25 protein-coding genes and 2 tRNA genes are annotated in these 23,072 nt (G+C 55.8%); 8 read left to right on the plus strand and 19 right to left on the minus strand.

Going from position 1 to position 23,072, the window contains the following annotated elements; translation table 11 throughout:
• The first annotated feature begins 16 nt into the window (after positions 1-16).
• Complete coding sequence (locus tag KP708_RS09365; protein WP_215750876.1) at positions 17-1,546, plus strand: APC family permease; 1,530 nt, start codon at positions 17-19, stop codon at positions 1,544-1,546.
• Between the two features lie 27 nt (positions 1,547-1,573).
• Here the strand turns inward: KP708_RS09365 and KP708_RS09370 are convergent, their stop codons facing one another.
• Both KP708_RS09370 and KP708_RS09375 read right to left on the minus strand, forming a co-directional pair.
• Positions 1,574-2,506, minus strand: a complete 933-nt coding sequence (locus tag KP708_RS09370) for a GIY-YIG nuclease family protein (protein ID WP_215750875.1) — start codon at positions 2,504-2,506, stop codon at positions 1,574-1,576.
• Between the two features lie 158 nt (positions 2,507-2,664).
• Complete coding sequence (locus tag KP708_RS09375; protein WP_064273188.1) at positions 2,665-3,852, minus strand: mechanosensitive ion channel family protein; 1,188 nt, start codon at positions 3,850-3,852, stop codon at positions 2,665-2,667.
• A gap of 174 nt (positions 3,853-4,026) precedes the next feature.
• On the opposite strand from KP708_RS09375, the gene KP708_RS09380 reads away from it, so the two are divergent.
• Positions 4,027-4,101 (plus strand) — tRNA-Met (locus tag KP708_RS09380).
• 72 nt (positions 4,102-4,173) lie between these two features.
• Entirely contained in the window at positions 4,174-5,043 is an 870-nt protein-coding gene (locus tag KP708_RS09385; protein ID WP_215750874.1) for a glycosyltransferase family 2 protein, read from the plus strand.
• A gap of 40 nt (positions 5,044-5,083) precedes the next feature.
• On the opposite strand, the gene KP708_RS09390 is transcribed toward KP708_RS09385, so the two are convergent.
• Both KP708_RS09390 and prmC read right to left on the minus strand, forming a co-directional pair.
• On the minus strand, positions 5,084-5,518 hold the full coding sequence (locus KP708_RS09390; protein WP_371822766.1) for a DUF4167 domain-containing protein: 435 nt from the start codon (positions 5,516-5,518) through the stop codon (positions 5,084-5,086).
• A gap of 259 nt (positions 5,519-5,777) precedes the next feature.
• Positions 5,778-6,626, minus strand: coding sequence for a peptide chain release factor N(5)-glutamine methyltransferase (gene prmC / locus KP708_RS09395; RefSeq protein WP_215750872.1), 849 nt, complete (start codon positions 6,624-6,626; stop codon positions 5,778-5,780).
• 30 nt (positions 6,627-6,656) lie between these two features.
• Between prmC and KP708_RS09400 the strand changes: the two genes are divergently transcribed.
• The gene (locus KP708_RS09400; protein ID WP_064273185.1) at positions 6,657-7,115 is read left to right on the plus strand and encodes a hypothetical protein; all 459 of its coding nucleotides are present in this window, start codon (positions 6,657-6,659) and stop codon (positions 7,113-7,115) included.
• A gap of 4 nt (positions 7,116-7,119) precedes the next feature.
• Here KP708_RS09400 and prfA read toward each other — a convergent pair whose 3' ends face one another.
• From prfA to KP708_RS09430, 6 genes are all read right to left on the minus strand, one after another.
• The gene (gene prfA, locus KP708_RS09405) at positions 7,120-8,181 is read right to left on the minus strand and encodes a peptide chain release factor 1 (protein ID WP_215750871.1); all 1,062 of its coding nucleotides are present in this window, start codon (positions 8,179-8,181) and stop codon (positions 7,120-7,122) included.
• Positions 8,182-8,184: 3 nt separating this feature from the next.
• On the minus strand, positions 8,185-9,426 hold the full coding sequence (gene hisS / locus KP708_RS09410; RefSeq protein ID WP_215750870.1) for a histidine--tRNA ligase: 1,242 nt from the start codon (positions 9,424-9,426) through the stop codon (positions 8,185-8,187).
• Positions 9,426-10,577: a flavodoxin-dependent (E)-4-hydroxy-3-methylbut-2-enyl-diphosphate synthase gene (gene ispG, locus KP708_RS09415; protein WP_215750869.1), complete on the minus strand. Its 1,152-nt coding sequence runs from the start codon at positions 10,575-10,577 to the stop codon at positions 9,426-9,428. The genes hisS and ispG overlap by 1 nt, the downstream gene beginning before the upstream one ends.
• A gap of 61 nt (positions 10,578-10,638) precedes the next feature.
• Positions 10,639-11,874: a helix-turn-helix domain-containing protein gene (locus KP708_RS09420; protein ID WP_215750868.1), complete on the minus strand. Its 1,236-nt coding sequence runs from the start codon at positions 11,872-11,874 to the stop codon at positions 10,639-10,641.
• A gap of 16 nt (positions 11,875-11,890) precedes the next feature.
• Positions 11,891-12,925 (minus strand): nitronate monooxygenase family protein, encoded by a 1,035-nt coding sequence (locus KP708_RS09425; protein ID WP_202207602.1) that lies wholly within the window; start codon positions 12,923-12,925, stop codon positions 11,891-11,893.
• A gap of 5 nt (positions 12,926-12,930) precedes the next feature.
• Positions 12,931-14,253 carry an aspartate kinase gene (locus KP708_RS09430; RefSeq protein WP_215750867.1) on the minus strand — a complete coding sequence of 441 codons (1,323 nt, stop codon included), beginning with the start codon at positions 14,251-14,253 and terminating at the stop codon, positions 12,931-12,933.
• A gap of 175 nt (positions 14,254-14,428) precedes the next feature.
• Here KP708_RS09430 and ubiG point away from each other — a divergent pair, with 175 nt between their 5' ends.
• Complete coding sequence (ubiG, locus tag KP708_RS09435; protein WP_215750866.1) at positions 14,429-15,184, plus strand: bifunctional 2-polyprenyl-6-hydroxyphenol methylase/3-demethylubiquinol 3-O-methyltransferase UbiG; 756 nt, start codon at positions 14,429-14,431, stop codon at positions 15,182-15,184.
• A 41-nt stretch (positions 15,185-15,225) separates the two neighbouring features.
• Here the strand turns inward: ubiG and KP708_RS09440 are convergent, their stop codons facing one another.
• The 7 genes from KP708_RS09440 to KP708_RS09470 form a co-directional block, all read right to left on the minus strand.
• Complete coding sequence (locus KP708_RS09440) at positions 15,226-16,497, minus strand: lactonase family protein (RefSeq protein WP_202207378.1); 1,272 nt, start codon at positions 16,495-16,497, stop codon at positions 15,226-15,228.
• Positions 16,498-16,602: 105 nt separating this feature from the next.
• Positions 16,603-17,079, minus strand: coding sequence for a DUF2147 domain-containing protein (locus KP708_RS09445; protein WP_215750865.1), 477 nt, complete (start codon positions 17,077-17,079; stop codon positions 16,603-16,605).
• Positions 17,080-17,337, minus strand: a complete 258-nt coding sequence (gene grxC / locus KP708_RS09450) for a glutaredoxin 3 (protein WP_215750864.1) — start codon at positions 17,335-17,337, stop codon at positions 17,080-17,082.
• 7 nt (positions 17,338-17,344) lie between these two features.
• Positions 17,345-18,118: a ComF family protein gene (locus KP708_RS09455; RefSeq protein WP_256445259.1), complete on the minus strand. Its 774-nt coding sequence runs from the start codon at positions 18,116-18,118 to the stop codon at positions 17,345-17,347.
• 9 nt (positions 18,119-18,127) lie between these two features.
• Positions 18,128-18,310 carry a DUF3553 domain-containing protein gene (locus KP708_RS09460; protein WP_202207374.1) on the minus strand — a complete coding sequence of 61 codons (183 nt, stop codon included), beginning with the start codon at positions 18,308-18,310 and terminating at the stop codon, positions 18,128-18,130.
• Between the two features lie 181 nt (positions 18,311-18,491).
• Positions 18,492-19,370 (minus strand): UTP--glucose-1-phosphate uridylyltransferase GalU, encoded by an 879-nt coding sequence (gene galU, locus KP708_RS09465; RefSeq protein ID WP_202207373.1) that lies wholly within the window; start codon positions 19,368-19,370, stop codon positions 18,492-18,494.
• 213 nt (positions 19,371-19,583) lie between these two features.
• A tRNA-Leu gene (locus KP708_RS09470) sits at positions 19,584-19,669 on the minus strand.
• A gap of 75 nt (positions 19,670-19,744) precedes the next feature.
• Between KP708_RS09470 and lipB the strand changes: the two genes are divergently transcribed.
• Entirely contained in the window at positions 19,745-20,428 is a 684-nt protein-coding gene (gene lipB / locus KP708_RS09475) for a lipoyl(octanoyl) transferase LipB (protein WP_215750862.1), read from the plus strand.
• Here lipB and KP708_RS09480 read toward each other — a convergent pair.
• Entirely contained in the window at positions 20,409-21,002 is a 594-nt protein-coding gene (locus tag KP708_RS09480) for an outer membrane lipoprotein carrier protein LolA (RefSeq protein WP_215750861.1), read from the minus strand. The genes lipB and KP708_RS09480 overlap by 20 nt on opposite strands.
• Complete coding sequence (locus KP708_RS09485; RefSeq protein ID WP_215750860.1) at positions 20,999-21,289, minus strand: BolA family transcriptional regulator; 291 nt, start codon at positions 21,287-21,289, stop codon at positions 20,999-21,001. The genes KP708_RS09480 and KP708_RS09485 overlap by 4 nt, the downstream gene beginning before the upstream one ends.
• 67 nt (positions 21,290-21,356) lie before the next feature.
• On the opposite strand from KP708_RS09485, the gene KP708_RS09490 reads away from it, so the two are divergent.
• Together KP708_RS09490 and cobS are read left to right on the plus strand one after the other, a co-directional pair.
• Complete coding sequence (locus KP708_RS09490; protein ID WP_211500707.1) at positions 21,357-21,971, plus strand: J domain-containing protein; 615 nt, start codon at positions 21,357-21,359, stop codon at positions 21,969-21,971.
• A 78-nt stretch (positions 21,972-22,049) separates the two neighbouring features.
• Positions 22,050-23,066, plus strand: coding sequence for a cobaltochelatase subunit CobS (gene cobS / locus KP708_RS09495; protein WP_215750859.1), 1,017 nt, complete (start codon positions 22,050-22,052; stop codon positions 23,064-23,066).
• Positions 23,067-23,072: the final 6 nt, after the last annotated feature.

The raw sequence follows: 23,072 nt of genomic DNA on the forward strand, positions 1-23,072 counted from the left end.
CGGCAGATTAGGGATCATGCCACTTCCGATACAATCCAGCTCATCCGCCTCAGCCACGGCTGCCCGTCGAAAGAGTCTCGAACAGATCATGTCCGAGAATGAAGCGCATGGGTTGAAACGCAGCCTCACGGCCACGCAGCTTATTCTGCTGGGCGTCGGCTCCACGATCGGCGCAGGCATTTACGTCATGACTGGAACGGCTGCTGCCGAATATGCAGGGCCGTCTGTTCTTGTTTCGTTCGTGGTAGCCGCCCTCGCCTGCCTCTTCACCGCGTTCTCATACGGCGAGCTGTCATCCACGCTTCCAGTCTCGGGCTCGGCATACTCCTACGCCTACATCTCCATGGGGGAGAAAGTGGCCTGGATCGTGGGGTGGCTGCTCCTTCTGGAATACGGAATTTCCTGTGCAGCCGTCGCCGCCGGACTGTCCGGTTATGCGTCGTCTCTCCTTGCGGTCTTTGGTATCCATATTCCCGCCCCCCTTACTCAGGCGACGTTGCAACCCGTCCCCGGTTCGGATGGCACTGCTATTAGCGCTGGCTGGCGACTGGATCTTATCGGCCTGACGGCAGTCTTCCTGGTAACCGGCCTTTTGGTGCGTGGCATTGAGGAATCTGCCCGCGTTAATACGTTGATCGTTATCCTGAAAGTCGGTGTTCTTGGTTTGTTCGTTGCCTTCGGCATCCATGCCATTCACCCCGCAAACTGGCACCCGTTTATTCCGCCCAACGAAGGTGGCTTTCACTACGGTGTCAAAGGGATCTTCCGGGCAGCGTCGATCATCTTCTTCGCTTATGTCGGATTTGAAGCCGTCTCGACTGCGTCAGCAGAAGCGAAGAACCCGACACGGGATGTCCCCATCGGGATTATCGGCAGCCTTCTGATCTGCACGATTGTATACATCATCGTTGCTGCGGTTCTTCTCGGGATCGTCCCTTACCGAGATCTGGACGTTCCGGACCCACTGGCCATCGCTGTGCGCGTAATGAACACGCCCTGGCTGTCCATTTTCATTAATGTGGGCGCAACTATCGGACTGTGTTCCGTTCTGATGGGGCTGATGTATGCCCAGTCGCGTGTGCTCATGACAATGAGCCGTGACGGCCTGATCCCCTCGCTGTTCGGCAAGGTTCATGCCAAATTCCGCACCCCTTGGCTCGGCACGATCGTGTTGGGGATCATCGTTGCCATCATGACGGCAACGCTCCCCATCGACATTATCAGTGATCTGGTTTCAATCGGTACAGCAGCAGCTTTTGGTATCGTGTGCTTTACGGTCATTTGGCAGCGGAACACACGGCCGGATCTGCATCGGCCTTTCAGTGTCCCCTTGGGCGGGTTCCGAGTGCGTGGTTTCTGGATCGGTATAACACCACTGCTCGGGATTATTTTCTGCCTGTTCATGACCATTCCGCTCGTCACAGACATGATCCACTCCGTTGCCAACGGTAATCCCGTGCCCCTTATTCTACTCACCGGCTACGTCATTCTCGGCATCGTCACATATGTATTTTACGGACGCCGCAATTCCACAATGGCAGGGTGAAAGTCTCGTCTTACGGCAGAATAGCGTTTATTCGACAACGCTTTCTTCCGTGGCACCATAGCGGCCCATGGCTTCTCCAAGAGACACACCGACGCTGTTTTTCCACTCAAACCATCCATTAGCCGACCGCCCGAGCAAATAAGCGGCGGATGAACTGGGAGATTTGTAAAGCGTGTCACGCGTATAGATGACACGACTTCCCTCCACCTTCAGAACGCCTTGATCAATTAAGTCTTGCCGCTTTTGATAGTATCCGTTTTTCAGAAACGCCTCGGAGACCTCTGTTCTCCCGTACGATCCAGCGAGAACTACAAGACCTTCCTCAGTATACCGCGCCCGGCCATTCACTCCGGATGCTCTGCAATAAAACTCCTGTTCCACATCTTCCGATGCCACAGGATTATAGGTGTCATGCGGAGTGATGACTGGACTTTGACCAACACGAGCCCTGATCAATGGATCAAAGAGCGGATAGCCCAGCGTCGTCAGCAAAATATCGAATGTTTCAAAGATTTCCCGGCATTCAGCTTCCATCGCTGGTGGCGTATGCGGCTTGGTACCGATCGTACCGTTATCCAGCTCAAAGCGCTGAGCTTGCGCTGCGCGACTGATGGACAGCCATTCCAGATAGTAAGCATGCGTGAGCGTCAGGCTCTGCGTCAAAGACAATGCCACGACGGCTCGGTTCCAGAAATCCTTCTTCTCATTGTGCTGCTTCAAGCGCGCGCCCAGATTTCCCGTTTGCCCAATATAACCCATGGGTGCAGAAGTCTGTTCATTCTCGCCGAAAAGAACATAAACCCCGACGAACCCTGCTTCAGGCATCGCCAAAAAGGACTCAAGACGCACTCGTGGAATTTCAACAACCTGCACAATGCGCGTTGTGATGGCTGCTGTACGAATACCCTGAGGATCACCGGAAGGAAGAAAGATCTGAATGGTCTGAGGATGTTCCGACATATTTTCTTCAGTCCTGCACAAGATCCGGCATTCATGCTTCAACCAGAAACACTCAAGTCCGACGTAACAGCCATACGCTAAGCCGGCCAGATGCAGGCCACCCCTGCCAGCCACTTTCCTCAAACAAAAAAACCACCGCCAAGGCGATGGTTCTTGTGTCAGGCTCCCGGTGTTCCAGGCCCCATATAACTCCCCGGTGGCGGCCGATCGATTTTTGGAGACAAAAGCTCGCTTGGCCAAGCCTCAGCCCCCGGCCGGGGCGGCATCATGGCAAACCGTGCCCGCGGCAGAGCCTCCGGACATTCTTCCCGGATCCGCGCGATAATCTTCTCACGGATATCACACCTTAAATCCCAGCTCTGAAGAGCATTGCGCGCACTGGCGATAATACGGATCGACATCACCTGAGAGTTACAGTCCGCCACCTGCGCATCAAAAACCTTGCCGTCCCAAAGCGGGCATGTGCGGATGATTTCATTCAGCATCTCCCGAATGCGATCCATTGGCGCCTCATAATCGAGCCATAGGAACACAACACCGATGATCGCCGCAGAATTATGCGTCCAGTTTTCGAACTGGTTCTCCAGGAAGTAAGAAATCGGCACAATATGACGGCGCCAGTCCCACACCCGCAGCACAACATATGTCGCGTTGATTTCCTCAACCCAGCACCAGTCACCATTGATGATGACGAGATCTTCCATACGAATGGGCTGGGTCACAGCAATCTGCACGCCTGCAATCAAATTAGTCAGCAAGCCACGCGCTGAAAGACCTACGATCAGTGACGCGGCTCCAGCCGAAGCAAAGAGCGACACGCCATACTGTTTTACGGACGGGAACAGCATAAGGGCAGACGCCACAGTCACAATGCCCACCATGATTTCCGTCAGGCGCCTCAGAACGCGGATCTGCGTCTGATGCGTACGGATCATGATGTCGTCAGTCTGTTCTCTTGAAGAAAGCCGATTGAGATATGCTTCCGTCATGATCCGGAAAACGATAATGGCAGAAAAGCCAAATGTCAGAACCAGCAGAAACAGGAAAAAGAGTCTGAGGTTCTGTTCAGTCTCGTAGGCAAAGCCTGTCACGGCAGGCAAAGCCGCAATCATCGCTAGCAGTGCGATCATAATCCGTGTTGGACGCCGAAGCGCAGCCACGATCCGGCGGATCAGGGCACCACTTCGGGAGCCGGGGATCCGCAACGTCAGGGACGTTACGAGATTACCGCAATAAAAAGCCAGAATACCCACGACCGCGAGCATCAGAACAGAAACAACGGCTGCCGGAAGCCACGTAAAATAAGACCTTACGGCAAACAGCGTGCTGACGAAGTGCTGCGTCACTAGGCAGGAAGCTCCATATCAAGAGGGAATTGAGGGATTCAGAAAACCATAACAGATATGACCATTGTGAAAAATGCGGTGACTAAAATCCTGCATTTTCCTTTTGATAACGTGTTGACACACCAACAGATCCCCCTTAAAAACCCGCCTCAACGCCGGGTTGCCCGGTGGGATGGCGGTGTAGCTCAGTGGTAGAGCAGGGGAATCATAATCCCTTGGTCGGCGGTTCAAATCCGTCCACCGCTACCATCCTTATTTTCCTAAAATTAAATAAAAATCTTTCAGGTATCTGATCTGAAAGCATTTTTGTATCATGCTGACATGATCAAGAAGCCTATTGCCGTCGTCACCATGGCCTATAATGAACCAGAACATCTTCAGATCTGGCGTCGGCATTATGGCGCTCAGGTCGGCGAAGCGTCATGTTACGTTATTGACCATGGCTCCAATGACGGATCGACGGATCATCTTGGTCAGGTCAACAGGATCCGAATTCCGCGCTCTCCTCAAGATGACGAACGACGTACGCGTGCCATTGGCGCATTCTGTGCCAGTCTTCTCGAATGGTATGACAGCGTCATTTACAGTGATGTAGATGAGCTTCTCCTGGCAGATCCTGCCATCTACCCGTCCCTCACCCATTTTGCTGTTGCCAATAGTAGCCCTGTTGTCACAGCCACGGGGCTAGACGTCATCCATCTGCCCAACAGCGAAACTGACTTCGATTATAGTCGGCCGGTTTCAATCCAGAGGCAGCATTTACGATTTTCGAGTGCGATGTGTAAGCCTGTACTCATCCGCGCCGCGGTGACGTGGGCTCCTGGCTTTCATTGCTGCAAAGAAGTCAGCCCTCAGCTGACAGCACCGCTGTTTCTTTTCCACCTGCGTTACGCCGACCTTGCCTCAGGCCTCAGGCGTCTGAACCGAACCCGAACGCAGCCCTGGAGCTCAGAAAATGCCGGCCAGCACCAGCGCCTCCTTGATCAGGACTGGGAGAACATGCTCCGCAACATGGCAGGCCTTCCGATAGTGCACCCAACATTCGATCAGCAGGACCAGCGGCTAAAGAACTGGCGTCATGCCGTCGAACAAAGTGCGATCGGCCGCGATCGTGACCAGTACCGGCTTGACCTGCACATCAATGGAACCGAGCTCTGGCACCTCCCCGAGCGCTTTATCGGGCGGATATAAAAAGAGCCGGACCTTTTCAGGACCGGCTCTTTTTCAAATCTTATTCAGCTTCGGCTGAAGCGTCCTGAGGCCGCTGGGCCTCGAAGGAAGGCTGTTCGCCACCTTCATTGTCACCGCCCTGATAATTTTCGTCACCACGTGGCTCACGACGATCTTCATAAGCGCGCTGACGCTGCGCCTGACGCTCGTTGCGCTCCTGCTGACTCTGCTGGGCCGCCTGATTCATCGCATTCAGAATGCGGAAATAGTGCTCGGCATGCTGGAAATAGGCTTCCGCAAGAATACGGTCCCCGGTTCCCGTGGCATCCCGACCAAGCTGGAGATACTTCTCGAAAAGCTGCTGAGCAGTTCCGCGAATTCTGAGGTCCGGGCCATTGCTGTCAAACACATGGTTGCGGTTCAGAGGGGTCTGGGAACTACTTGTGCGTGGTGTCCCGCCGCCTGCACGATGATGCCGGCCTCTTATACGCTTCATATTCATCGACCCGTGATGCACTTTCCTGATGGCGGGCCCCTCTTCTGCCCTTGCAGAAGGATGCATCCGCCGCTGTCGAAAAGACGTCTGTCTATCTCGCTGTGGCTGGACACTGGCCAGCCTTCTCATCTGTTACCGGCTTACTGAAAGACGGCCAACAGGAGCAACTCCGTGAGGAAAAAACCGCCATTACGGCTTTCACTCCAAAACGTAGCTTTTGGGTCATACCAACTCTCGGCCCTTAAGCCAACGTCTTTCCTCAGTTTTCTGTCCGCTGCAGAACAAGAGCGCGTGCAATGCCCCCCAGATCATCATGCCGCACGACCTCTTTCAGCCCTCGCCGGCTCCCCAGTTCGGACACAGCATCGATCTGCCCGATGCCCATTTCCAGAATGGCGTGCCCCCCGGGAACAAGCAGTCGAGGCAACGCGTCACACAACAACCGATAGGCATCCAGGCCGTCCGTTCCTCCATCCAGCGCCCGGGCGGGCTCATAGCGGGAGACCTCCGGCATCAGATCGGGCACGTCAGCACTCTCGATATAGGGGGGATTGGAAATCACGACATCAAACTGCCCGTTCAGGGCAGAATCCCAGTTCCCTGCCAAAAACGCACTGCGTTTTTCCAGTCCGTTCCGAACCGCATTCCGCTGGGCCAGAAGTGCCGCGCCAGGTGCAAGATCAACGCCTACCCCCCATGCCCGGGAATATTCTGAAAGCGCGGACAACAGCAGGCACCCTGTCCCCGTTCCAAGGTCTAGCATGGTGAGAGCCTCCGCCTTGTCCGGCCGAACGATCAGGAGCGCTTCAATCAGAGCTTCACTGTCTCCCCGTGGAATCAGCGTCTCGGGTGACGTAAAGACATCAAGAGTCCAGAACCCTGTTTCACCCGTGATGAAAGCCAGAGGTTCGCGAGACGCCCGCCGCTGAACAGCCGCCTCAAAGCGATTCGCTTCATCTTCCGAAAGAACGTTCAGAGCGAACAATCCAGCCAGATCACGCTGCGTGGCCCAGGACAGCAGCAATCGGGCTTCACGACGAGGATCTTCAAGTCCAGCCTGCTGCAAGACCACTGCTGCACGCTGAAGAATGTCATCTTTTGCAGTCATTTTGTCAGTGAACCTGCTATACCTGTGATCATGAAGTCCAAACGTGCATTTTTCTTCTCGGTCCTTCTTCTGGGATGCGCCCTGCATTCAGCCAGCGCCCAGTCTGAACTTCCTGGCACCTTCACCGTCACCGATGAACGTGCTCCTGAAGAAATCTCCGAAGTCTCTCGCCTTTACCTGAACGGTAACCTGGTGGCGACCTTCCGCCTTGGCTTATCCAAATCGCGAGAAACGCAGACCATCACGCTACCTGCCGGACGCAACGATGTTGACTACGCCCTGTGCGGCGAAATCACCATCATGCACAACGGACATCAGGAAACGCATCAGGTCAGCAGCGACGGACAGCTTCATAGCCCGCAAGACCATGCCCTGGATGCAGTCGGAAGCAATAATTTCACAGACTTTTTTTTAGTAGATTACAACGACCCCTCCGTCGCCACTCATCGGCATGGACGGGCTGCTGTTTGCGCAGTTCCCAGCAGCTGAGGCTTTAAAAGCCCTCAGCTGCCAGAAGCTCTGTCTGTTCTTCACGTGTCAGCGCATCGATAATCTCATCAAACTCGCCCGCCATGATGCGTTCGATCTTGTAGAGCGTCAGATTGATGCGGTGGTCCGTCACACGCCCCTGCGGGAAGTTATACGTCCGAATCCGCTCTGACCGGTCCCCTGTTCCAACCTGAGAGCGTCGATCCGCGGCACGGGATTCATGTGCTGCCGAACGCTGCCGCTCATACAGACGTGCACGGAGGATTTTCATAGCCTTGGCACGGTTCTTGTGCTGGCTCTTTTCTTCCTGCATCGCCACTACGACGCCAGTAGGAATATGCGTAATGCGAACGGCACTTTCCGTCTTGTTGACGTGCTGCCCACCCGCGCCCGACGCACGATAAACGTCAATCCGCAGATCGTCGTCATTGATCGTGACGTCCACCTCCTCGGCTTCTGGCAGAACAGCAACCGTCACCGTGGACGTATGAATGCGCCCCTGGCTTTCAGTCGCCGGGACGCGCTGTACGCGATGCACGCCAGACTCATACTTCAGTCGAGCAAACACGGAACGGCCGGAAATTGCCGCCATGCCGTCTTTCAGGCCTGCAACTTCATTCTCGGCATATTCCATGACTTCAAAACGCCAGCCATTCTGCTCCGAAAACCGGCGATAGGCATCGAAAAGCTGAGCGGCAAAAAGCCCTGCCTCGTCACCACCGGCCGCCGGACGAATTTCCAGAATAGCGCTGCGTTCATCCGCTGCATCTTTGGGAAGAAGAGCGAGTCGGAGATTGTGCTCCAGTTCAGGAATCTGGCTTTCAATCTCTTCCAGCTCAGCCTGAGCCAGTTCCTTCATTTCCGGGTCAGAAAGAAGAGCTTTGGCTCCATCGCGCTGTGTGTCGGCGTCCTGCCAGGCCCGGATTGAAGCAACGACAGGCTCGAGTTCTGCATACTCCCGTGAAAGACGCGTGAACTCTTCCCCCGTCGCCTCACCTGCGGACATCAGAGCCTGAATTTCCTCCGACCGCGCAACAATTCGCTCAAGCCTGTCGTCAAATGCCACGTGTCAGGCGCCTTTCAGTGCCTGAACCAGATCCGCAACAGATACCTCCTGCTGATCACGCGTTCCCAGATCACGAAGCTGCACGACATCGCGCGCAATTTCTTCATCACCCAGAACAACCGCATGAGATGCACCGGACTTCACAACGCGCTCCATGCGCTTCTTCATGTTCCCACGCGTCTCAATTTCAGCACGCAGTCCTGCTTCGCGCAGGGACCGGGCAATCGCAGCACCTTTGAGAAGAGCCTCGTCTCCCATAGGAACAATTGCAATTCCAGCAGGAACAGCAGGCGCGTCCTCAAGCAGCAGGGCAAGACGCTCGATACCACCGGCCCAGCCAATTGCCGGAACAGCAGGACCGCCCATCTGCTCAACCAGACCTTCGTAGCGTCCCCCAGCCAGAACAGTACCTTGAGCGCCCAGCTTCGTCGTCACGAACTCGAAAGCCGTGTGGCTGTAGTAATCAAGGCCACGCACAATCCGCGGGTTCTCGACAAATTCCACGCCAAATGCCGTCAGATAAGACCGCAGGTCGTCCCAGAATTTACGAGACTCATCGTTCAGATAATCCGCAAAAGCCGGCGCATCGGCCAGCAGCGCACGATCCTGCTCGGACTTGCTGTCCAGAATTCGCAGCGGGTTTACCTCAAGACGCACACGGCTTTCTTCAGAAAGTGCATCTGCGTGCTGACGGAAATACGCCACCAGAGCCTCACGCCACGCCTGCCGGGACGCAATATCCCCGAGCGTGTTGATTTCCAGAACAACATGTTCTGAAAGACCAAGCGCTTTCAGAATGTCGTAAGCCATTGTGATGACTTCGGCGTCTCGCAGAGGGCCTTCTGCGCCCAGCAGTTCCGCACCAATCTGATGGAACTGGCGATAACGCCCCTTCTGCGGGCGCTCATAACGGAACATCGGCCCGTGATAAAACGCCTTCTGAGGTAAAGACTGGGTCAGGCCGTTTGTCACAAGAGCACGACAGATTGAAGCTGTGTTTTCGGGACGCAGCGTGATGCTTTCGCCGCCCCGGTCCTCAAAGGTGTACATTTCCTTGGAGACGACATCGGAGGTTTCCCCGAGTGTCCGCGAGAAAACCCGCGTATCTTCGAAGATGGGGGTGCTCCACTCTTCAAAGCCATAGGTTTCCAGAACAGCTCTGGCGGTCTGCACCACATGGTGGTGACGGCGCATCGTGTCGCCAATAAGGTCGTGTGTGCCGCGAGGTGGCTGCAATCCTGACATCAGTGAGCCGCCGGGTCCAACAACTTGGCTGCTTCAGCTTCTGTCTGAGCCTTGTCTGCCTCAATAGCGGCAACTTTGGTCTCAACCAGGTCCACAATGTGCTCGATCATGTCTTCTGCCGGCATCGTGTGGTCCTGACGACCCGCCGAATAGACCATGTGACGGCCTGAGCCACCGCCGGTCACACCGATATCGGTCATTAGGGCTTCACCCGGACCATTCACAACGCATCCGATGATGGACAGCGTCAGTGGCGTCTTGATGTGCTGGAGGCGATCTTCAAGCGTCTGGACCGTCTCAACCACGTTGAAGCCCTGACGTGCACAGGACGGGCAGGAAATGATTTTCACACCACGATGACGCAGGCCAAGGGACTTCAGAATATCCCAGCCTACCAGTACTTCTTCTTCCGGTGCCGCAGACAGTGAAACGCGCATGGTGTCACCCACGCCCGCCCAAAGCAGATTGCCTAGACCGATGGAGGACTTCACCGTACCGGCACGCTTGGAGCCAGCTTCCGTAATGCCGATGTGCAGTGGGTGGTCACAGCAGTCTGCAAGCTGCTGATAGGCCGCAACTGCCATGAACACGTCAGACGCCTTCACGCTGATCTTGAACTCATGAAAATCATGGTCCTGAAGGATCTTTGCGTGCTCCAGAGCACTCTCGACCAGCGCTTCCGGGTTAGGCTCACCGTACTTTTCCAGAAGGTGCTTTTCCAGCGAGCCAGCATTCACGCCGATACGGATGGAACAGCTGTAATCCTTGGCAGCGTTCACAACTTCACGCACGCGCTCGGCACTGCCGATATTGCCTGGATTGATACGCAGGCAAGCCGCGCCGGCCTTTGCAGCTTCGATCGCGCGTTTATAGTGAAAGTGAATATCTGCAACGATCGGCACGTTCACTTCATGAACGATTTCCTTCAGAGCGGCCGTACTGGCTTCATCCGGACAGGACACACGAACGATGTCCACGCCCGCCAGTTCGGCGAGACGGATCTGGTCGATCGTCGCCTGCGCGTCAGACGTCAGGGTATTGGTCATGGTCTGCACGGAGATCGGCGCATCACCACCGACCGCAACCTTGCCGACATGAATCTGGCGCGACTTGCGACGCTCGATGTGCTGATAGGGGCGGTAGCTGCTCATGATTTACCTCTTCGTGCCCGGGATAACCGGGTCCTTTGGGTCAGGGGCGTTACCCCCCTGTTTAATGCGATGGAGACGATTGATCCAGTTGCCGGGCATTCAGATCGTCAGCAGAAACTTCTGCGGAAGGCGTAGGAGCTTTTTTAGGGTGACGAATTACAGGCTTAACAGCAGGTGCCGCAGACGAATCATCTGGTGCGGCCGCAGTCGACCCGTCAACACTTTGCTCGGAAGGCGTAGCCACCACGGCAGATGGCTGTGCCGGGAGAGCAACACCATTGCCGAATGCACCTGAGCGGATGGCATCCGCTGTAACTTCAACATTGCGGCGCACTTCGCCCTGACGACCTAGGGGCGCGCTCGTGCAGCCATCTGTCGAAAGGACAACACCACCCGCATTGCCAAAAGACATGCGGAACGGCGCTGCAGAAGCGTCACCCTGCCAGCTCTCGCCAGCTTTGAGCACGCGAGACACAAGAACATGACCGTCCTTGTCCTTCACCTGCATCCAGACAGGCGCCAACAGACGCACGACAACAGCCCCGACGGGGACAGCTGGAGCGGGAGTTTCAGCAGGAACATCTGTAGCGGGGCCAAACTGATCCGTATTGTTCGGCGCGGCCTCATCCTCTTCTGCGCTCGGCGAGGGAGACGCTGACGATGCTGCAGGCGTCGCAGACTCAGTTGATGCGATAACCGGCTGCGGTGCCGGAGCAGGAACAACTGGAGCTACGGACGCGGGAAGCGGATCATGGGGAAGAGACGGATCTGGAGTTGGCGCCCTGCCCGGCATGACAGAAGCAACCTGCGGAGACGTCGTCGCAGACGTCGCGGCACCTGGCATCAACTCCGCGACAGCAGGAATACGACGGTCTGCTGGACTCTCATGCGACGCAAAACGATACCAGCCCGCATAGGCCGCCACGACAACAACAAGTCCTGCCCCAACCAGAAGACCAATTGGCAGCCCGCGCTCACCTTCCGGCTGCGGAAAAACGAGATCCGTCTTCCGGTTGACGACGCCCCGGTATTCTCGACGGAACCGGGCTACCAGCCCATCGGCATCCAGTTGCATGGCGTGGGCATACGTCCGCAGGAAGCCGACAGCATACGCCACGCCTGGCAGAGACGAGAGATCATCAGCTTCAAGCGCAACCAGCAGACGCGACCGGATACGCAGCCACTGCGCAACGTCATCTATCTGCCATCCCAACTCTTCCCGTCGCGTACGCAGAATCGTGCCAACACTGGGTTGGTCTGAGCGAAGCGGCATCGGACGGTCGGAGGGAGGAGACATGGCTGATAAAACCTGATCAGGCAGAAGCGTGAACGCGATCTTCCCGCTTCGCAATGGCTTCAACAGCCTGCTCAACGAGTGTGGCAATGATTTCGGAAACCGGACGGACTTCCTTGACCATACCAACAGACTGGCCAGCCATGACAGACCCGTTCTCGACATCACCCTCGATTACGGCACGACGAAGCGCACCAGCCCAGAAATGCTCGATGGAGAGCTGAGCATCTTCCTTGCTGACACCACCGCTCTGGAACGTACGGATCGTCTCTGCCTGATGCTTCAGGAAGCCACGGCTTCCAGCATTGGCAAGACCACGAACCGGAATGACCGGAAACTGCTCATCAAGCTGCACGGATGTCACAGCGTCACGGGCATTGGCCCGCAGGAACGCCTTCTTGAAGTTCTCGTGCGCGATGCTCTCTTCAGACGCAGCAAAGATCGTTCCAAGCTGCGCACCGGAAGCGCCCTGCTCAAGGTAGGAGACGATGGCATCACCACGGCCCAGACCACCAGCAACAAAGACAGGAACATCCTTGATGTGCGGCAGGATTTCCTGTGCCAGAACCGTCAGGGAAACTGGTCCGACATGACCACCAGCTTCCGAACCCTCGATAATGAGAGCTTCAATACCCAGCTTCACCAGACGCTTGCCCAGTGCCAGCGCAGGCGCGAAACCGATCGCACGGGCTCCGCCATCACGAACGCGCTTGATGATCGCGCTTGTCGGCACACCACCAGCTAGAACGACGTGGGATACGTTATGTGCAAGGCAAACATCCACCAGACGCTCTAGCTCAGGATGCATGGTGATGAGGTTCACACCAAACGGGCGCTTCGTCAGAGCCTGCGTGGCAACAATTTCTTCCTCAAGACGCTCCGGCGTCATGGCACCGCAGGCAATCACACCGAAACCGCCAGCATTGGAAATGGCGGACACAAGATTGCGCTCGCTCACCCAGGACATCGCGCCGCCAAGAATGGCGACTTCGCTGCCCAGGAAGTCACATCCTGGCTTCCAGAGGCGGTTCAGGGTCTCGCGGGCGTCCGTCATTGCACTCACGTAGAGGGTTCCTCTTTCTTGTCCAGCCCGTACGCGGTGTGCAGTGCACGCATCGCAAGCTCTTTGTATTCCGAATCAATCAGGACGGAGATCTTGATTTCACTGGTGGAAATCACCTGCACGTTGATCCCACGTTCCGCCAGCGTAGCGAACATGGTCGCCGCAAGCCCGGCATTCGATCGCATACCAACACCCACGACGCTGATCTTCACCACATTGTGGGACGTCTCAAGCTCGCCATACTGGATGATGCCATGAGCACTTTCCAGAACAGCGCGGGCAGCAGCCTCATCGCTTTTACCGACCGTGAAGGTCATGTTCGTCATGCGGTCAACGCCCGTGCTCTGCACGATCATGTCCACATTGATGTTTGCTTCAGCCAGAGGTCCGAAGATGGCCGCGGCAATGCCCGGACGGTCCGGGATACGCCGGACGGAGAGCTTTGCTTCATCATGCGAGCTGGCAATGCCCGCAACCAGTTCCTTCTCCACGATCTCGTCCTCATCCACCACAATCGACCCACTGTCATCGTCCGTCTCGGAGAATGACGACAGCACACGTACACGGACCCCTTCACGCATCGCCAGCCCGACACTGCGGGTCTGAAGTACCTTGGCGCCCACGGAAGCGAGTTCAAGCATCTCTTCATAAGTGATGCGATCCAGCTTCCGCGCACGCTTCACGATACGCGGGTCCGTCGTATAAATTCCATCAACATCCGTATAGATGTCGCATTGATCCGCATGGATCGCCGCGGCAATCGCTACAGCAGATGTGTCCGATCCGCCACGCCCCAGTGTGGCAATCCGGTTATCCGGCCCCATCCCTTGGAAACCGGCAATAACTGGCACAACGCCACTATCAAGGCATTTCAGCAGTTCCGTGCCATCAACACCATCAATGGACGCTTTGCCATGCGCGTCATCCGTCACAAGCGGGATCTGCCAGCCCTGAAAAGAGCGTGCCGGAACGCCTAGTGCCTGTAGCGCGATAGCCACAAGACCACTCGTGACCTGTTCACCAGACGCGACAACGGCATCATATTCCTTCGGGTCCGCCAGCGGATCCAACTCGGCGCAGTATCCAACCATTTGATTGGTCACACCCGCCATGGCCGACACGACAACGGCTACCCGACGCCCCTGCGCATGCTCGGCCTTAACCCGCTGCGCAACGACCCGAATGCGTTCAATTGTTCCGACGGACGTACCGCCGAATTTCATGACGATCGTTTTCCGTTTCCCGCTATCCACAGACATGGAAAGAGTATCGGCACGACCGGAAACCTGGTCGTGAACGGAAGTATCGGACATGGACATCGCGGATAAGGCTCCAGTACGTGTCTGGCGTTGCGCGCTCGGGTCTGGCATCGGATACGGCACAAAACAGATTTGCCGGCCGGTCTTCTGAACAGACTCTGCCGGTCCACATACTCGTCTCGCCACGCCGCGTCCAGCCGACGGCATCATGCGGGCACACAGAAGGACAGTTCTGATGGCCTCAGAAACCGTTTCCGGAAGCACCTCACATCGCTCTTCCGTTTCCGATTCCGAAATCGCCCATTTCAGTGCGCTGGCCAAGGACTGGTGGAATCCGCGTGGTCCGATGGCCCCTTTGCATGCCATGAACCCCCTGCGGACGGACTGGGTCGCCTCCCGAACGACCTCTCTCAAGCCGTCCGAAGGAAAACGCCTTTCCCTGCTCGATATTGGCTGTGGCGCAGGCCTCGCCAGCGAAGCTTTTGCAAAGCTGGGGTTCGAGACACTCGGCCTTGATGCAAGCCCGGACGGGATCGAAGCTGCCCGCGCCCATCAGGCTACCTACCCACTACCACCGAGTGCCGCGCCTCTATCTTATCGTAATGGCAGCGCGGAAGATCTGGTCGAGGAAGGCGCAGAATTCGACGTCGTGTCAGCTCTGGAAGTCATCGAGCACGTCAACGATCCGCAGGATTTCCTGCACATGCTTGCAACCCTGACCCGCCCGGGTGGCATGGTTGCCGTCTCTACAATGAGCCGCACACCGCGTTCGTTCGCGATGGCAAAGCTGGGCGCGGAATACCTTCTGCGGATGCTACCTGTCGGAACACATGACTGGAAGAAATTCATCAAGCCGGAAGAACTGGCAGCCATGGCCCGGAACGCCGGCCTGCGCATGACCGATATTGCCGGCATGAGCTACCTGCCTCCGCGCTGGCGCACAACCCGCGACACCGGCGTGAACTACATCGCGATGTTCACGAAGGGCTAAAATAAAAAAGGCGCTCCGAAGAGCGCCTTTTCCATTGAATGTCAGACCTGCGTATTCATGAACGCAAACGTCGTCGGACTACCGACAGGCGTAAAGTTCTCAGTAAACGCAAGCTGCCCGGTGTTCTTGTCCACCTTGAAGGACGTCACCGCATCCGAACGCTGGTTGGCGCAGAACAGGAACGTCCCGGACGGATCGAACATCATGGCGCGGCCATAATCGGCATGCATCCAGACTTCATCCTGCAGGGACAGCGTTCCATCCGCAGCAATCGCGAACACAGCCAGCGAATCGCCCAGGCGGTTGGACGCGTAGACATACTTGCCACTGGCCGAAATCAGAATTTCCGCAGCCAGCGTCGAGCCACGGAAATGCGGCGTGACAGTGCTGACCGTCTGGATATTCGTGATCGCACCCGTCAGCGGATCAAAAGTGGACACAACAATCTTCGAGTTCTGCTCGCACAGATTGTACATGATGCGTCCAGAGTGATTGAACTCGAAGTGACGCGGCGCAGAGCCCGGTTCCATCTCGTAATAGGGTGTCTTTGCCGGAATTAGCTTTCCAGTCGCCAGATTCAGCATCCAGACATAGACGCGATCCAGCCCCGCATCATCCGCAATCACGAAACGCCCACTTGGATCAGAACGAATCATATGCGGATGAGAGCCGGAATGATCGGAAACTGCAAAATTTCCCTGCGGATTATCGGATGCCCGCTCTGGCTGACGCGGCCCGGTATTATGGACCACATCCGTCGCGTCACCCAAGGACCCATCGCTGCGGATAGGCAGAACCGCAACACACCCGCCAACATAATTCGCGACCAGAACATAACGGCCAGAATGATGCACACTCAGATGGGCCGGGACCGCCCCGCCAGAGCTAACGCTATTGAGCTTGCGCAGAGAGCCGGTCTTCTGATCAACGGCGAAAGCCGTGACAGATCCGTCACCATCTTTGTTGAAATCGTCGATTTCGCTCAGGGCATACAGAAAGCGATTATCTGCAGAAAGCGTAATGAAAGACGGGCTGGCAATGTCAGTGTAGGTGGTGATCGGCGTCAGAACACCTGACTCGCGGTCCATCTCGAACACCGCAATACCCTGCCCGTTTCCAGCTCCTCCTGGAGGCGCGTGTTTTGTATATCCTCCGACGAAACATATCGTCTTGGAAACAGGCTTGGGCGGTGGCGGGGGAACGGGAATAATTTTCGGTTCGTCAGCGGCATAAGACGTGCCTGCCACGCTGGCGCCAACCGCACCAGCAGCCAGCCCGAGCGCAAAATCGCGGCGGGAAAGAGGGTGGGACATAGTGGTTCCACGGTCCTTTCAGTTCGGCAGAAGCAGAGACCTGAAATTGGTCTGCATGTTTCTGGCAAACCATATCAGAGAGACATGGCCTGCCATTGTAGTTTCTCAGTGAGGCTGCGGAGACATCTTACACTGTGGCCCGAATGAGCCTCCGGTATATCGCGTCCAGGTCTCGGTCTGCCCCAGAAGCGGCATTCCCAGAACAAAGCCACGCAGCTTTAGAACATTTGGCTCGGAGAGCCAGATGTATGCCTGATAGATACGTCCGCTTCGTGGATCAAGGATGTGACCCCGCCATTTCTGATCTTCTGCTGCTACAAAATCTGTCAAAATCCAAAGATGGCACTCTGCACGGCCCCAAACGTCCTTCGGCATCTCCCCGTCATAGTCCATCCCGACGAGCTTGCCGCAAAGGGCATTTCCGCAATGCTCGATAGAGAACACACCGTCTTTACCCGCGGATAGCCAAAGGCCCAGTTCGGAAGGCTCGGAGGCTGCCTGAGAGATTACCGGTGCTGCCGCATAGCCCATGAAGGGTGTCAGGCAGAGCAGTGCGCCAGCAAGAAGCCGTCCCCAGCGCATTCAGGCACCGCCAAGCAGAGAATCAAGCCGCCCAGCCCGATCCAAAGCCACGATATCATCACATCCTCCTAGAGACTGCCCATTTACGAACACCTGAGGGACAGTCCTGCGGCCCGAGCGACTGATGGATTCTTCACGCTCTTGGGTTCCGTGCGGCGCGTTGATCTCCTTAAACGCCACGCCCTTTGATCTCAGAAGATCAACAGCATGAACACAATAAGGGCATCCCGGTTGGGTAAAGATTTCGATTTTTGACATAAGGTTCTTACTCCTCGGGATACGGAACGTCCTGTTCATCGCCTTTGCAGGTTCGCGCTGCAACAAGAATATCCACCGACAATGCCCCGGCCTTCAAAAGGGCGCCAGTGCAAACAGAAGCAGTCGCACCTGTCGTCAGCACATCGTCCACCAGAAGAACGGCCTGCCCTTCAATTCGTTTTTTCCGCCGGGCGCGCACAACAATCGTGTCAGCGATTTCCCTTTGACGCTCCTTGGCAGACAAACGCGCCAGTGGCCTGGTTGCCCGGCGCCTCTCAAGACCATCAGCAAGCACGGGAACGCCTTTTCTGCGGGATAAACCATGCGCCAGTAGAGCGGCCTGATTATATCGTCGTCGCCACAACTTGGTGCGATGCATTGGAACGGGGATCAGAAGGGTCGCTTGATCCAGCAAGACACATCCTGCGCGAGACATTTCCTGCACAAGGATATGTGCGTTCTCGGTCCGATCAGAATATTTCAGGGGAAGAATCAGCCGCTTGGACCAGTCATCATACTCAAAGGCAGCCCGTGCAGACCGCCAGACTGGAGGACGCAACTGACAGGATACACAGATATTTCGTGTACCCCCGAAGGCCTCATTAGAGAGCGAAACGCCACATTTTTCACAGCATGGAAAAATAATTCTCCGAGCTGCAGAAAAACAATCGGAACAGAAAGCACCATTCGTCATGACGTCTGCTCCACACACTCCACAAACCGGAGGAAGCAGGACGTTCAGGGCGTTGCGGCTATACTTCGCGAATAAAGAGCGGATCAAAGGCTGAGATCAGCCTTTAACCAATTTCAGCTCCACACGTGACGCATCAATCAGAATTTTACCCTCATTCTGAAAATTGACCGTAACACGCTCGCCGATTGCAGATTGCACCTGCCCCCATCCCCACTCAGGAAAATCAGGATGCTGAACAATCTGACCTGGCTCTAAAAAAGACTGAAATGGCATGGACATGACACCCTTCATGACATGAGAGGCGCATTGTTGCCCAGCATTTTCGCCAAAACCCCGCTGCGAAGATTCTGTGATAGCCGTCCGTCATGAGGGCAAAAAAAAAGAGCTTTATCGTTTAATGATAAAGCTCTTCCTTCTTAAATCAGCACTACCATCAGGCAATAATGCTGTGTCCTAAAGATCAAACGGCGTCGACATACTTTTTAAGAAACGCCTTAACCGCATCCCCAAGATCAGGACGATCAATAGAGAACGCGATCTGTGCTTCCAGGAAGCCCGCCTTGTCACCACAGTCGTAACGTGTGCCTTCGTAACGCAATCCATGGAACGGAACATGCCCAATCATCTTGGCCATGGCATCCGTAAGCTGCACTTCGTTACCGGCACCGCGCTCTAGCTTGGCAAGATGCTTCATCACATCAGCCGTCAGAACGTAGCGTCCAATGATGGACAGGTTGGAGGGGGCATCTTCAGGGTTTGGCTTTTCAACCAGCCCCTTCACCTCAACCAGTTTGCCGTCGTCGGCACCGACATCAAGAATGCCATAACGGTTCGTGTGCTCACGCGGCACTTCCGTAACAGCGACAACGTTGCCGCCGGTCTGGTTGTACGCATCCACCAGCTGAGCAACACAGCTACGGCCGCTCTTTACAATGTCATCTGGCAGCAGAATAGCGAAAGGGTCGTCCCCAATGAAAGAACGAGCACACCATATTGCGTGTCCCAGTCCCAGCGGCTCCTGCTGACGCACAGCGACGAGAGAACCCGCCTGAACGCTGCTTGGCTGAAGGGCTTCAAGCGCACTTTTCTTTCCACGCTCTCTCAGCGTCGCTTCAAGCTCGTAAGCGATATCGAAATAATCGATCAGGCTGTCTTTGCCACGCCCCGTAACAAGACAGAACTCTTCGATGCCAGCTTCACGGGCTTCGTCGATAGCGTACTGAATCAGAGGCTTGTCGACGACAGGAAGCATTTCCTTCGGCATCGCCTTAGTAGCGGGAAGGAAACGCGTTCCTAGTCCTGCAACGGGAAGGACTGCTTTTTTTAAGGGCTTGATCACGAAACCTCACACATCAGCCAAGACATCATTTGACCACTGCCTCGAAGGCAAACAGCGTTCAGATGAAAACATCGTTAGGCATAACTGTGGATGAGCAGTCTGGCAACAAAATGGCACAGACAGAAAAACATCACACTGATGCCTTAACTTTGGCATTCAGGGTGAGTTTTATTTTTTATTTTCGAGATTTTTTCCATCACTTCAGAAGAGTGATGGTGCGGCCGAGAAGACTCGAACTTCCACGGGGTTGCCCCCACAAGCACCTCAAGCTTGCGCGTCTACCATTCCGCCACGGCCGCCCCGTGACAAACCGTCTTGTGTAGTGCAAGACCGTCCGGTGAGGGGCGATATAGCTGATGCCTGAAACGAGAGCAATGACCAGAAACGATATTTGTGAAGAAATTTTGTGGAAAAAATCCGACGGGCTAACGCCGTACCCTGATGCTCTGAACTTCATGGCCACTCGCTCGCGCCAAATCCACGAGGGAACAGCCGATCCCGTCGTCTGGCTTGTAGAGCATCCCCCCGTCTTTACGGCCGGAACGTCGGCAAAGCAGCAGGATCTCTATAATCCACATCACTATCCTACTTATGAGGCAGGCCGTGGCGGTCAGTGGACGTATCATGGGCCAGGTCAGAGATTGGCTTACGTTCTCCTGAATCTCAGCCACCAAAACGGCACGATACCTCCCAAGGATCTTCGCGCTTTCGTCAAAGGACTTGAAACCTGGATCATTGAGACCCTCAAGCACCTCGGTGTAACGGCTTTTACGAGAGAAGGACGCATCGGCGTCTGGGCCTTTGATCCTCTTACAGGCGAAGAAGCCAAGATCGCTGCGCTTGGCATCCGGGTCAGCCGATGGGTCAGCTGGCACGGCGTCTCGATCAACCTTGATCCAGCCCTTGATGACTTTGACGGCATCGTTCCCTGCGGAATACGAGAATTCGGCGTCACCAGCCTCAGACGGTTCAACCCAACCCTTTCCATGGAAGACCTGGATCGGGCGCTGGCCGCTTCCTGGCCAGCGCATTTCGGTACTATCCCCCGGGCGGAGTAAAAACGGTCGGGGTCACTGTTACCCCCTCCGCTATATTCCCCAGAGACACGCTGAAATGGTTTTGCCGGGCATCCACACCCTGCAAACCAATCAGCAAGAGCTTTCCGGCGGTGTCGGAGAACTGGAGTGTCAGCAGTCCCTGTGAAGGGTTATCCGCTTCTGCGACCGAAACCTGAAGAGACCCCTGGCCGCGTCGCACATCCGTCACCTGGATCCCCTGGTCAAACCGGATTGGGTAATGAAGCAGCAGCCCCAATGGGTTCCGCTTCAGGGACAGATGGGTCACAGCCCCGCTATCCATATCATCCAGAACCAGATGACCATCCCCGGCCACAAGTTCCATTGTGTGCGGCGTCACGTAATCAAGTCGCAGATGCCCGGGCATATAAACGAATCGTCCGGCACTGACCCCATTATCAGGGCCAGTCTGATTGAAAGACGCCTGCATCCCGGTCACACCGTTCATGTAGGTTTCAATTCTATGAACGTCTGCCTGCTGGTCTGCAGGGAGATGCCCGTACCCACTCGTGGCGCAGCCAGACAGAAAAAGAAGAGCTAGAAGTGCACGCTTCATGGAGTAGCTTCTCCGTACAGAACAAGAGACAGGGCATGAAGTCCTGTTTCAAACTCCCCTGCCAGCAATCCGTTCACCAAGCGATGCCGGGCAATCCGGTTCAGTCCGTCAAACTTCGCACTGGTGATGGCGACATTGAAATGCGTTTCTCCCATACTCCCCAAAGCTTTTGCTCCTGCATGATGGGCATGCCGGGCACTGTCATCCTGAATTTCAAGGACGCTCGGCGCCAGTTCCCGCTGGAGAATTTCAGCTATTCGATCCCGTCTGGTGAGGGGCTGCGTCATGGTCAATTAAATCCGACTTGGTTTGTCCGCTTGCATCAAACGGCTCACATTGCCCATATCAGACACCATGCAGCGTAAATCTACCAGACATCGGGCTTTTGACCCCGATCCAGAGGCACCGGACCAGACCTGCGATCATCCAGGCTGTGCAGAGCCTGCCGGCTACCGTGCTCCCCGCGGGCGCGATGCCCTGCGGTCCTACTTCTGGTTCTGCCTTCAACACGTTCGCGACTATAACGCGCGATGGGACTTCTATCGCGGCATGACACCGGCCCAGATCGAAGCCCAGCTCAGAGCTGACACGTCGTGGCAGCGCCCTTCGTGGAAACTTGGGACGGGTGCGGCACAGAAAGCCGAATTCAACGAAGAAGATGTTCTGGACCCACTGGATATTCTCGGTGCCAGCCGCCGCGACCGAGCCCAGCGCGCCAAAGACAGTGCACGTCAGCGCGCCACAGCCGACGGCCCACCAGAACCGCTTCGACTGCCTCTCGCAACGTTGGACCTGACATGGCCCGTGTCGTTGGATGACGTCAAAAGCCGATATCGTGCCCTTGCCCGCCGTCACCACCCTGATGCGAATATTGGCGACAAGCAGGCTGAAGAGCGTTTCAAGGCCATCGGATCCGCGTATGCCGTGCTGAAAACGCATTTCAGTCGCGAGTCAGAGTTCGTTTCCTGATTTTCTCTCTGGAAGAATAGAGCCTAAAGGCCCATCTTTTCAGAACATTCCTGAATTCAATGAAAGTCCGCCAGTCTCATGAGTGATTTCGCGACGATCGACGCCCCGGAAACCGTCACCACCGCCGAAAGTTCTGCGGTCCCAACCAGTGTTCTTGGTGCGCCCGACCTCACGGTGTCTTCGCGTGAAGTCTTTGGCATCAAGACCGATCTTCAGATCCCAGCCTATTCCGTCCGGACAGAGCACGTCCCTGACATCGATCCATCCTACAAGTTCGATGAAGACACGACACGCGCCATTCTTGCGGGTTTTGCCTATAACCGCCGCGTGATGGTTCAGGGCTTCCATGGAACGGGAAAGTCCTCCCACATTGAGCAGATTGCTGCGCGCCTGAACTGGCCCTGCGTCCGTATCAACCTCGACAGCCACGTGTCCCGTATTGATCTCATCGGCAAGGACGCCATCGTCCTGCGCGACGGCAAGCAGGTAACGGAATTCCGTGAAGGTTTGCTGCCTTGGTGCCTGCAGCATCCCTGTGCGCTAATTTTCGATGAATATGACGCAGGCCGTCCGGACGTGATGTTCGTGATTCAGCGCGTTCTCGAAGCAGAGGGTCACCTTACCCTTCTGGACCAAAACCGCGTGATCCGTCCCAACCCGGCCTTCCGCCTCTTTGCGACCGCAAATACCGTTGGCCTTGGTGACACGACAGGCCTGTATCACGGCACGCAGCAGATCAATCAGGGTCAGATGGATCGCTGGAACATTGTCGCCACCCTCAACTATCTGCCGCTTGAACAGGAAGTCGCCATTGTCACCTCCAAGCTGAAAATCGGTACGGACGACAAGGACAAGACAAAGATGGTCGAGCGTATGGTCGCTTTGGCCAACCTGACACGCTCGGGTTTTATGGCCGGAGACATCTCCACAGTCATGTCCCCACGAACTGTCATTGCCTGGGCTGAGAACTTCAACATTTTCAACGATGTCGCTTTCGCGTTCCGCCTCACGTTCCTGAACAAGTGCGACGAAGCCGAGCGCGGTATTGTTGCGGAATACTATCAGCGTTGTTTCAACACCTCCCCGGTGGAGTAAAAAACC

The organism is Gluconobacter sp. P5H9_a (assembly GCF_018812085.1).
Classification (GTDB): Bacteria; Pseudomonadota; Alphaproteobacteria; order Acetobacterales; family Acetobacteraceae; genus Gluconobacter.

Excerpts from the sequence above, each read along its gene's own strand:
- lipB (WP_215750862.1), top strand. The coding sequence starts at position 19,745 with ATGACCAGAAACGATATTTGTGAAGAAATTTTGTGGAAAAAATCCGAC.
- prmC (WP_215750872.1), bottom strand. The coding sequence starts at position 6,626 with ATGACTGCAAAAGATGACATTCTTCAGCGTGCAGCAGTGGTCTTGCAG.
- ispG (WP_215750869.1), bottom strand. The coding sequence starts at position 10,577 with ATGAGCAGCTACCGCCCCTATCAGCACATCGAGCGTCGCAAGTCGCGC.
- KP708_RS09390 (WP_371822766.1), bottom strand. The coding sequence starts at position 5,518 with ATGAAGCGTATAAGAGGCCGGCATCATCGTGCAGGCGGCGGGACACCA.
- KP708_RS09460 (WP_202207374.1), bottom strand. The coding sequence starts at position 18,310 with ATGTCCATGCCATTTCAGTCTTTTTTAGAGCCAGGTCAGATTGTTCAG.
- grxC (WP_215750864.1), bottom strand. The coding sequence starts at position 17,337 with ATGTCAAAAATCGAAATCTTTACCCAACCGGGATGCCCTTATTGTGTT.
- KP708_RS09365 (WP_215750876.1), top strand. The coding sequence starts at position 17 with ATGCCACTTCCGATACAATCCAGCTCATCCGCCTCAGCCACGGCTGCC.
- KP708_RS09445 (WP_215750865.1), bottom strand. The coding sequence starts at position 17,079 with ATGCGCTGGGGACGGCTTCTTGCTGGCGCACTGCTCTGCCTGACACCC.
- KP708_RS09490 (WP_211500707.1), top strand. The coding sequence starts at position 21,357 with ATGCAGCGTAAATCTACCAGACATCGGGCTTTTGACCCCGATCCAGAG.
- KP708_RS09430 (WP_215750867.1), bottom strand. The coding sequence starts at position 14,253 with ATGTCCATGTCCGATACTTCCGTTCACGACCAGGTTTCCGGTCGTGCC.
- cobS (WP_215750859.1), top strand. The coding sequence starts at position 22,050 with ATGAGTGATTTCGCGACGATCGACGCCCCGGAAACCGTCACCACCGCC.
- KP708_RS09480 (WP_215750861.1), bottom strand. The coding sequence starts at position 21,002 with ATGAAGCGTGCACTTCTAGCTCTTCTTTTTCTGTCTGGCTGCGCCACG.
- KP708_RS09420 (WP_215750868.1), bottom strand. The coding sequence starts at position 11,874 with ATGTCTCCTCCCTCCGACCGTCCGATGCCGCTTCGCTCAGACCAACCC.
- ubiG (WP_215750866.1), top strand. The coding sequence starts at position 14,429 with ATGGCCTCAGAAACCGTTTCCGGAAGCACCTCACATCGCTCTTCCGTT.
- KP708_RS09425 (WP_202207602.1), bottom strand. The coding sequence starts at position 12,925 with ATGACGGACGCCCGCGAGACCCTGAACCGCCTCTGGAAGCCAGGATGT.
- KP708_RS09385 (WP_215750874.1), top strand. The coding sequence starts at position 4,174 with ATGATCAAGAAGCCTATTGCCGTCGTCACCATGGCCTATAATGAACCA.
- hisS (WP_215750870.1), bottom strand. The coding sequence starts at position 9,426 with ATGTCAGGATTGCAGCCACCTCGCGGCACACACGACCTTATTGGCGAC.
- KP708_RS09485 (WP_215750860.1), bottom strand. The coding sequence starts at position 21,289 with ATGACGCAGCCCCTCACCAGACGGGATCGAATAGCTGAAATTCTCCAG.
- KP708_RS09400 (WP_064273185.1), top strand. The coding sequence starts at position 6,657 with ATGAAGTCCAAACGTGCATTTTTCTTCTCGGTCCTTCTTCTGGGATGC.
- KP708_RS09370 (WP_215750875.1), bottom strand. The coding sequence starts at position 2,506 with ATGTCGGAACATCCTCAGACCATTCAGATCTTTCTTCCTTCCGGTGAT.
- KP708_RS09440 (WP_202207378.1), bottom strand. The coding sequence starts at position 16,497 with ATGTCCCACCCTCTTTCCCGCCGCGATTTTGCGCTCGGGCTGGCTGCT.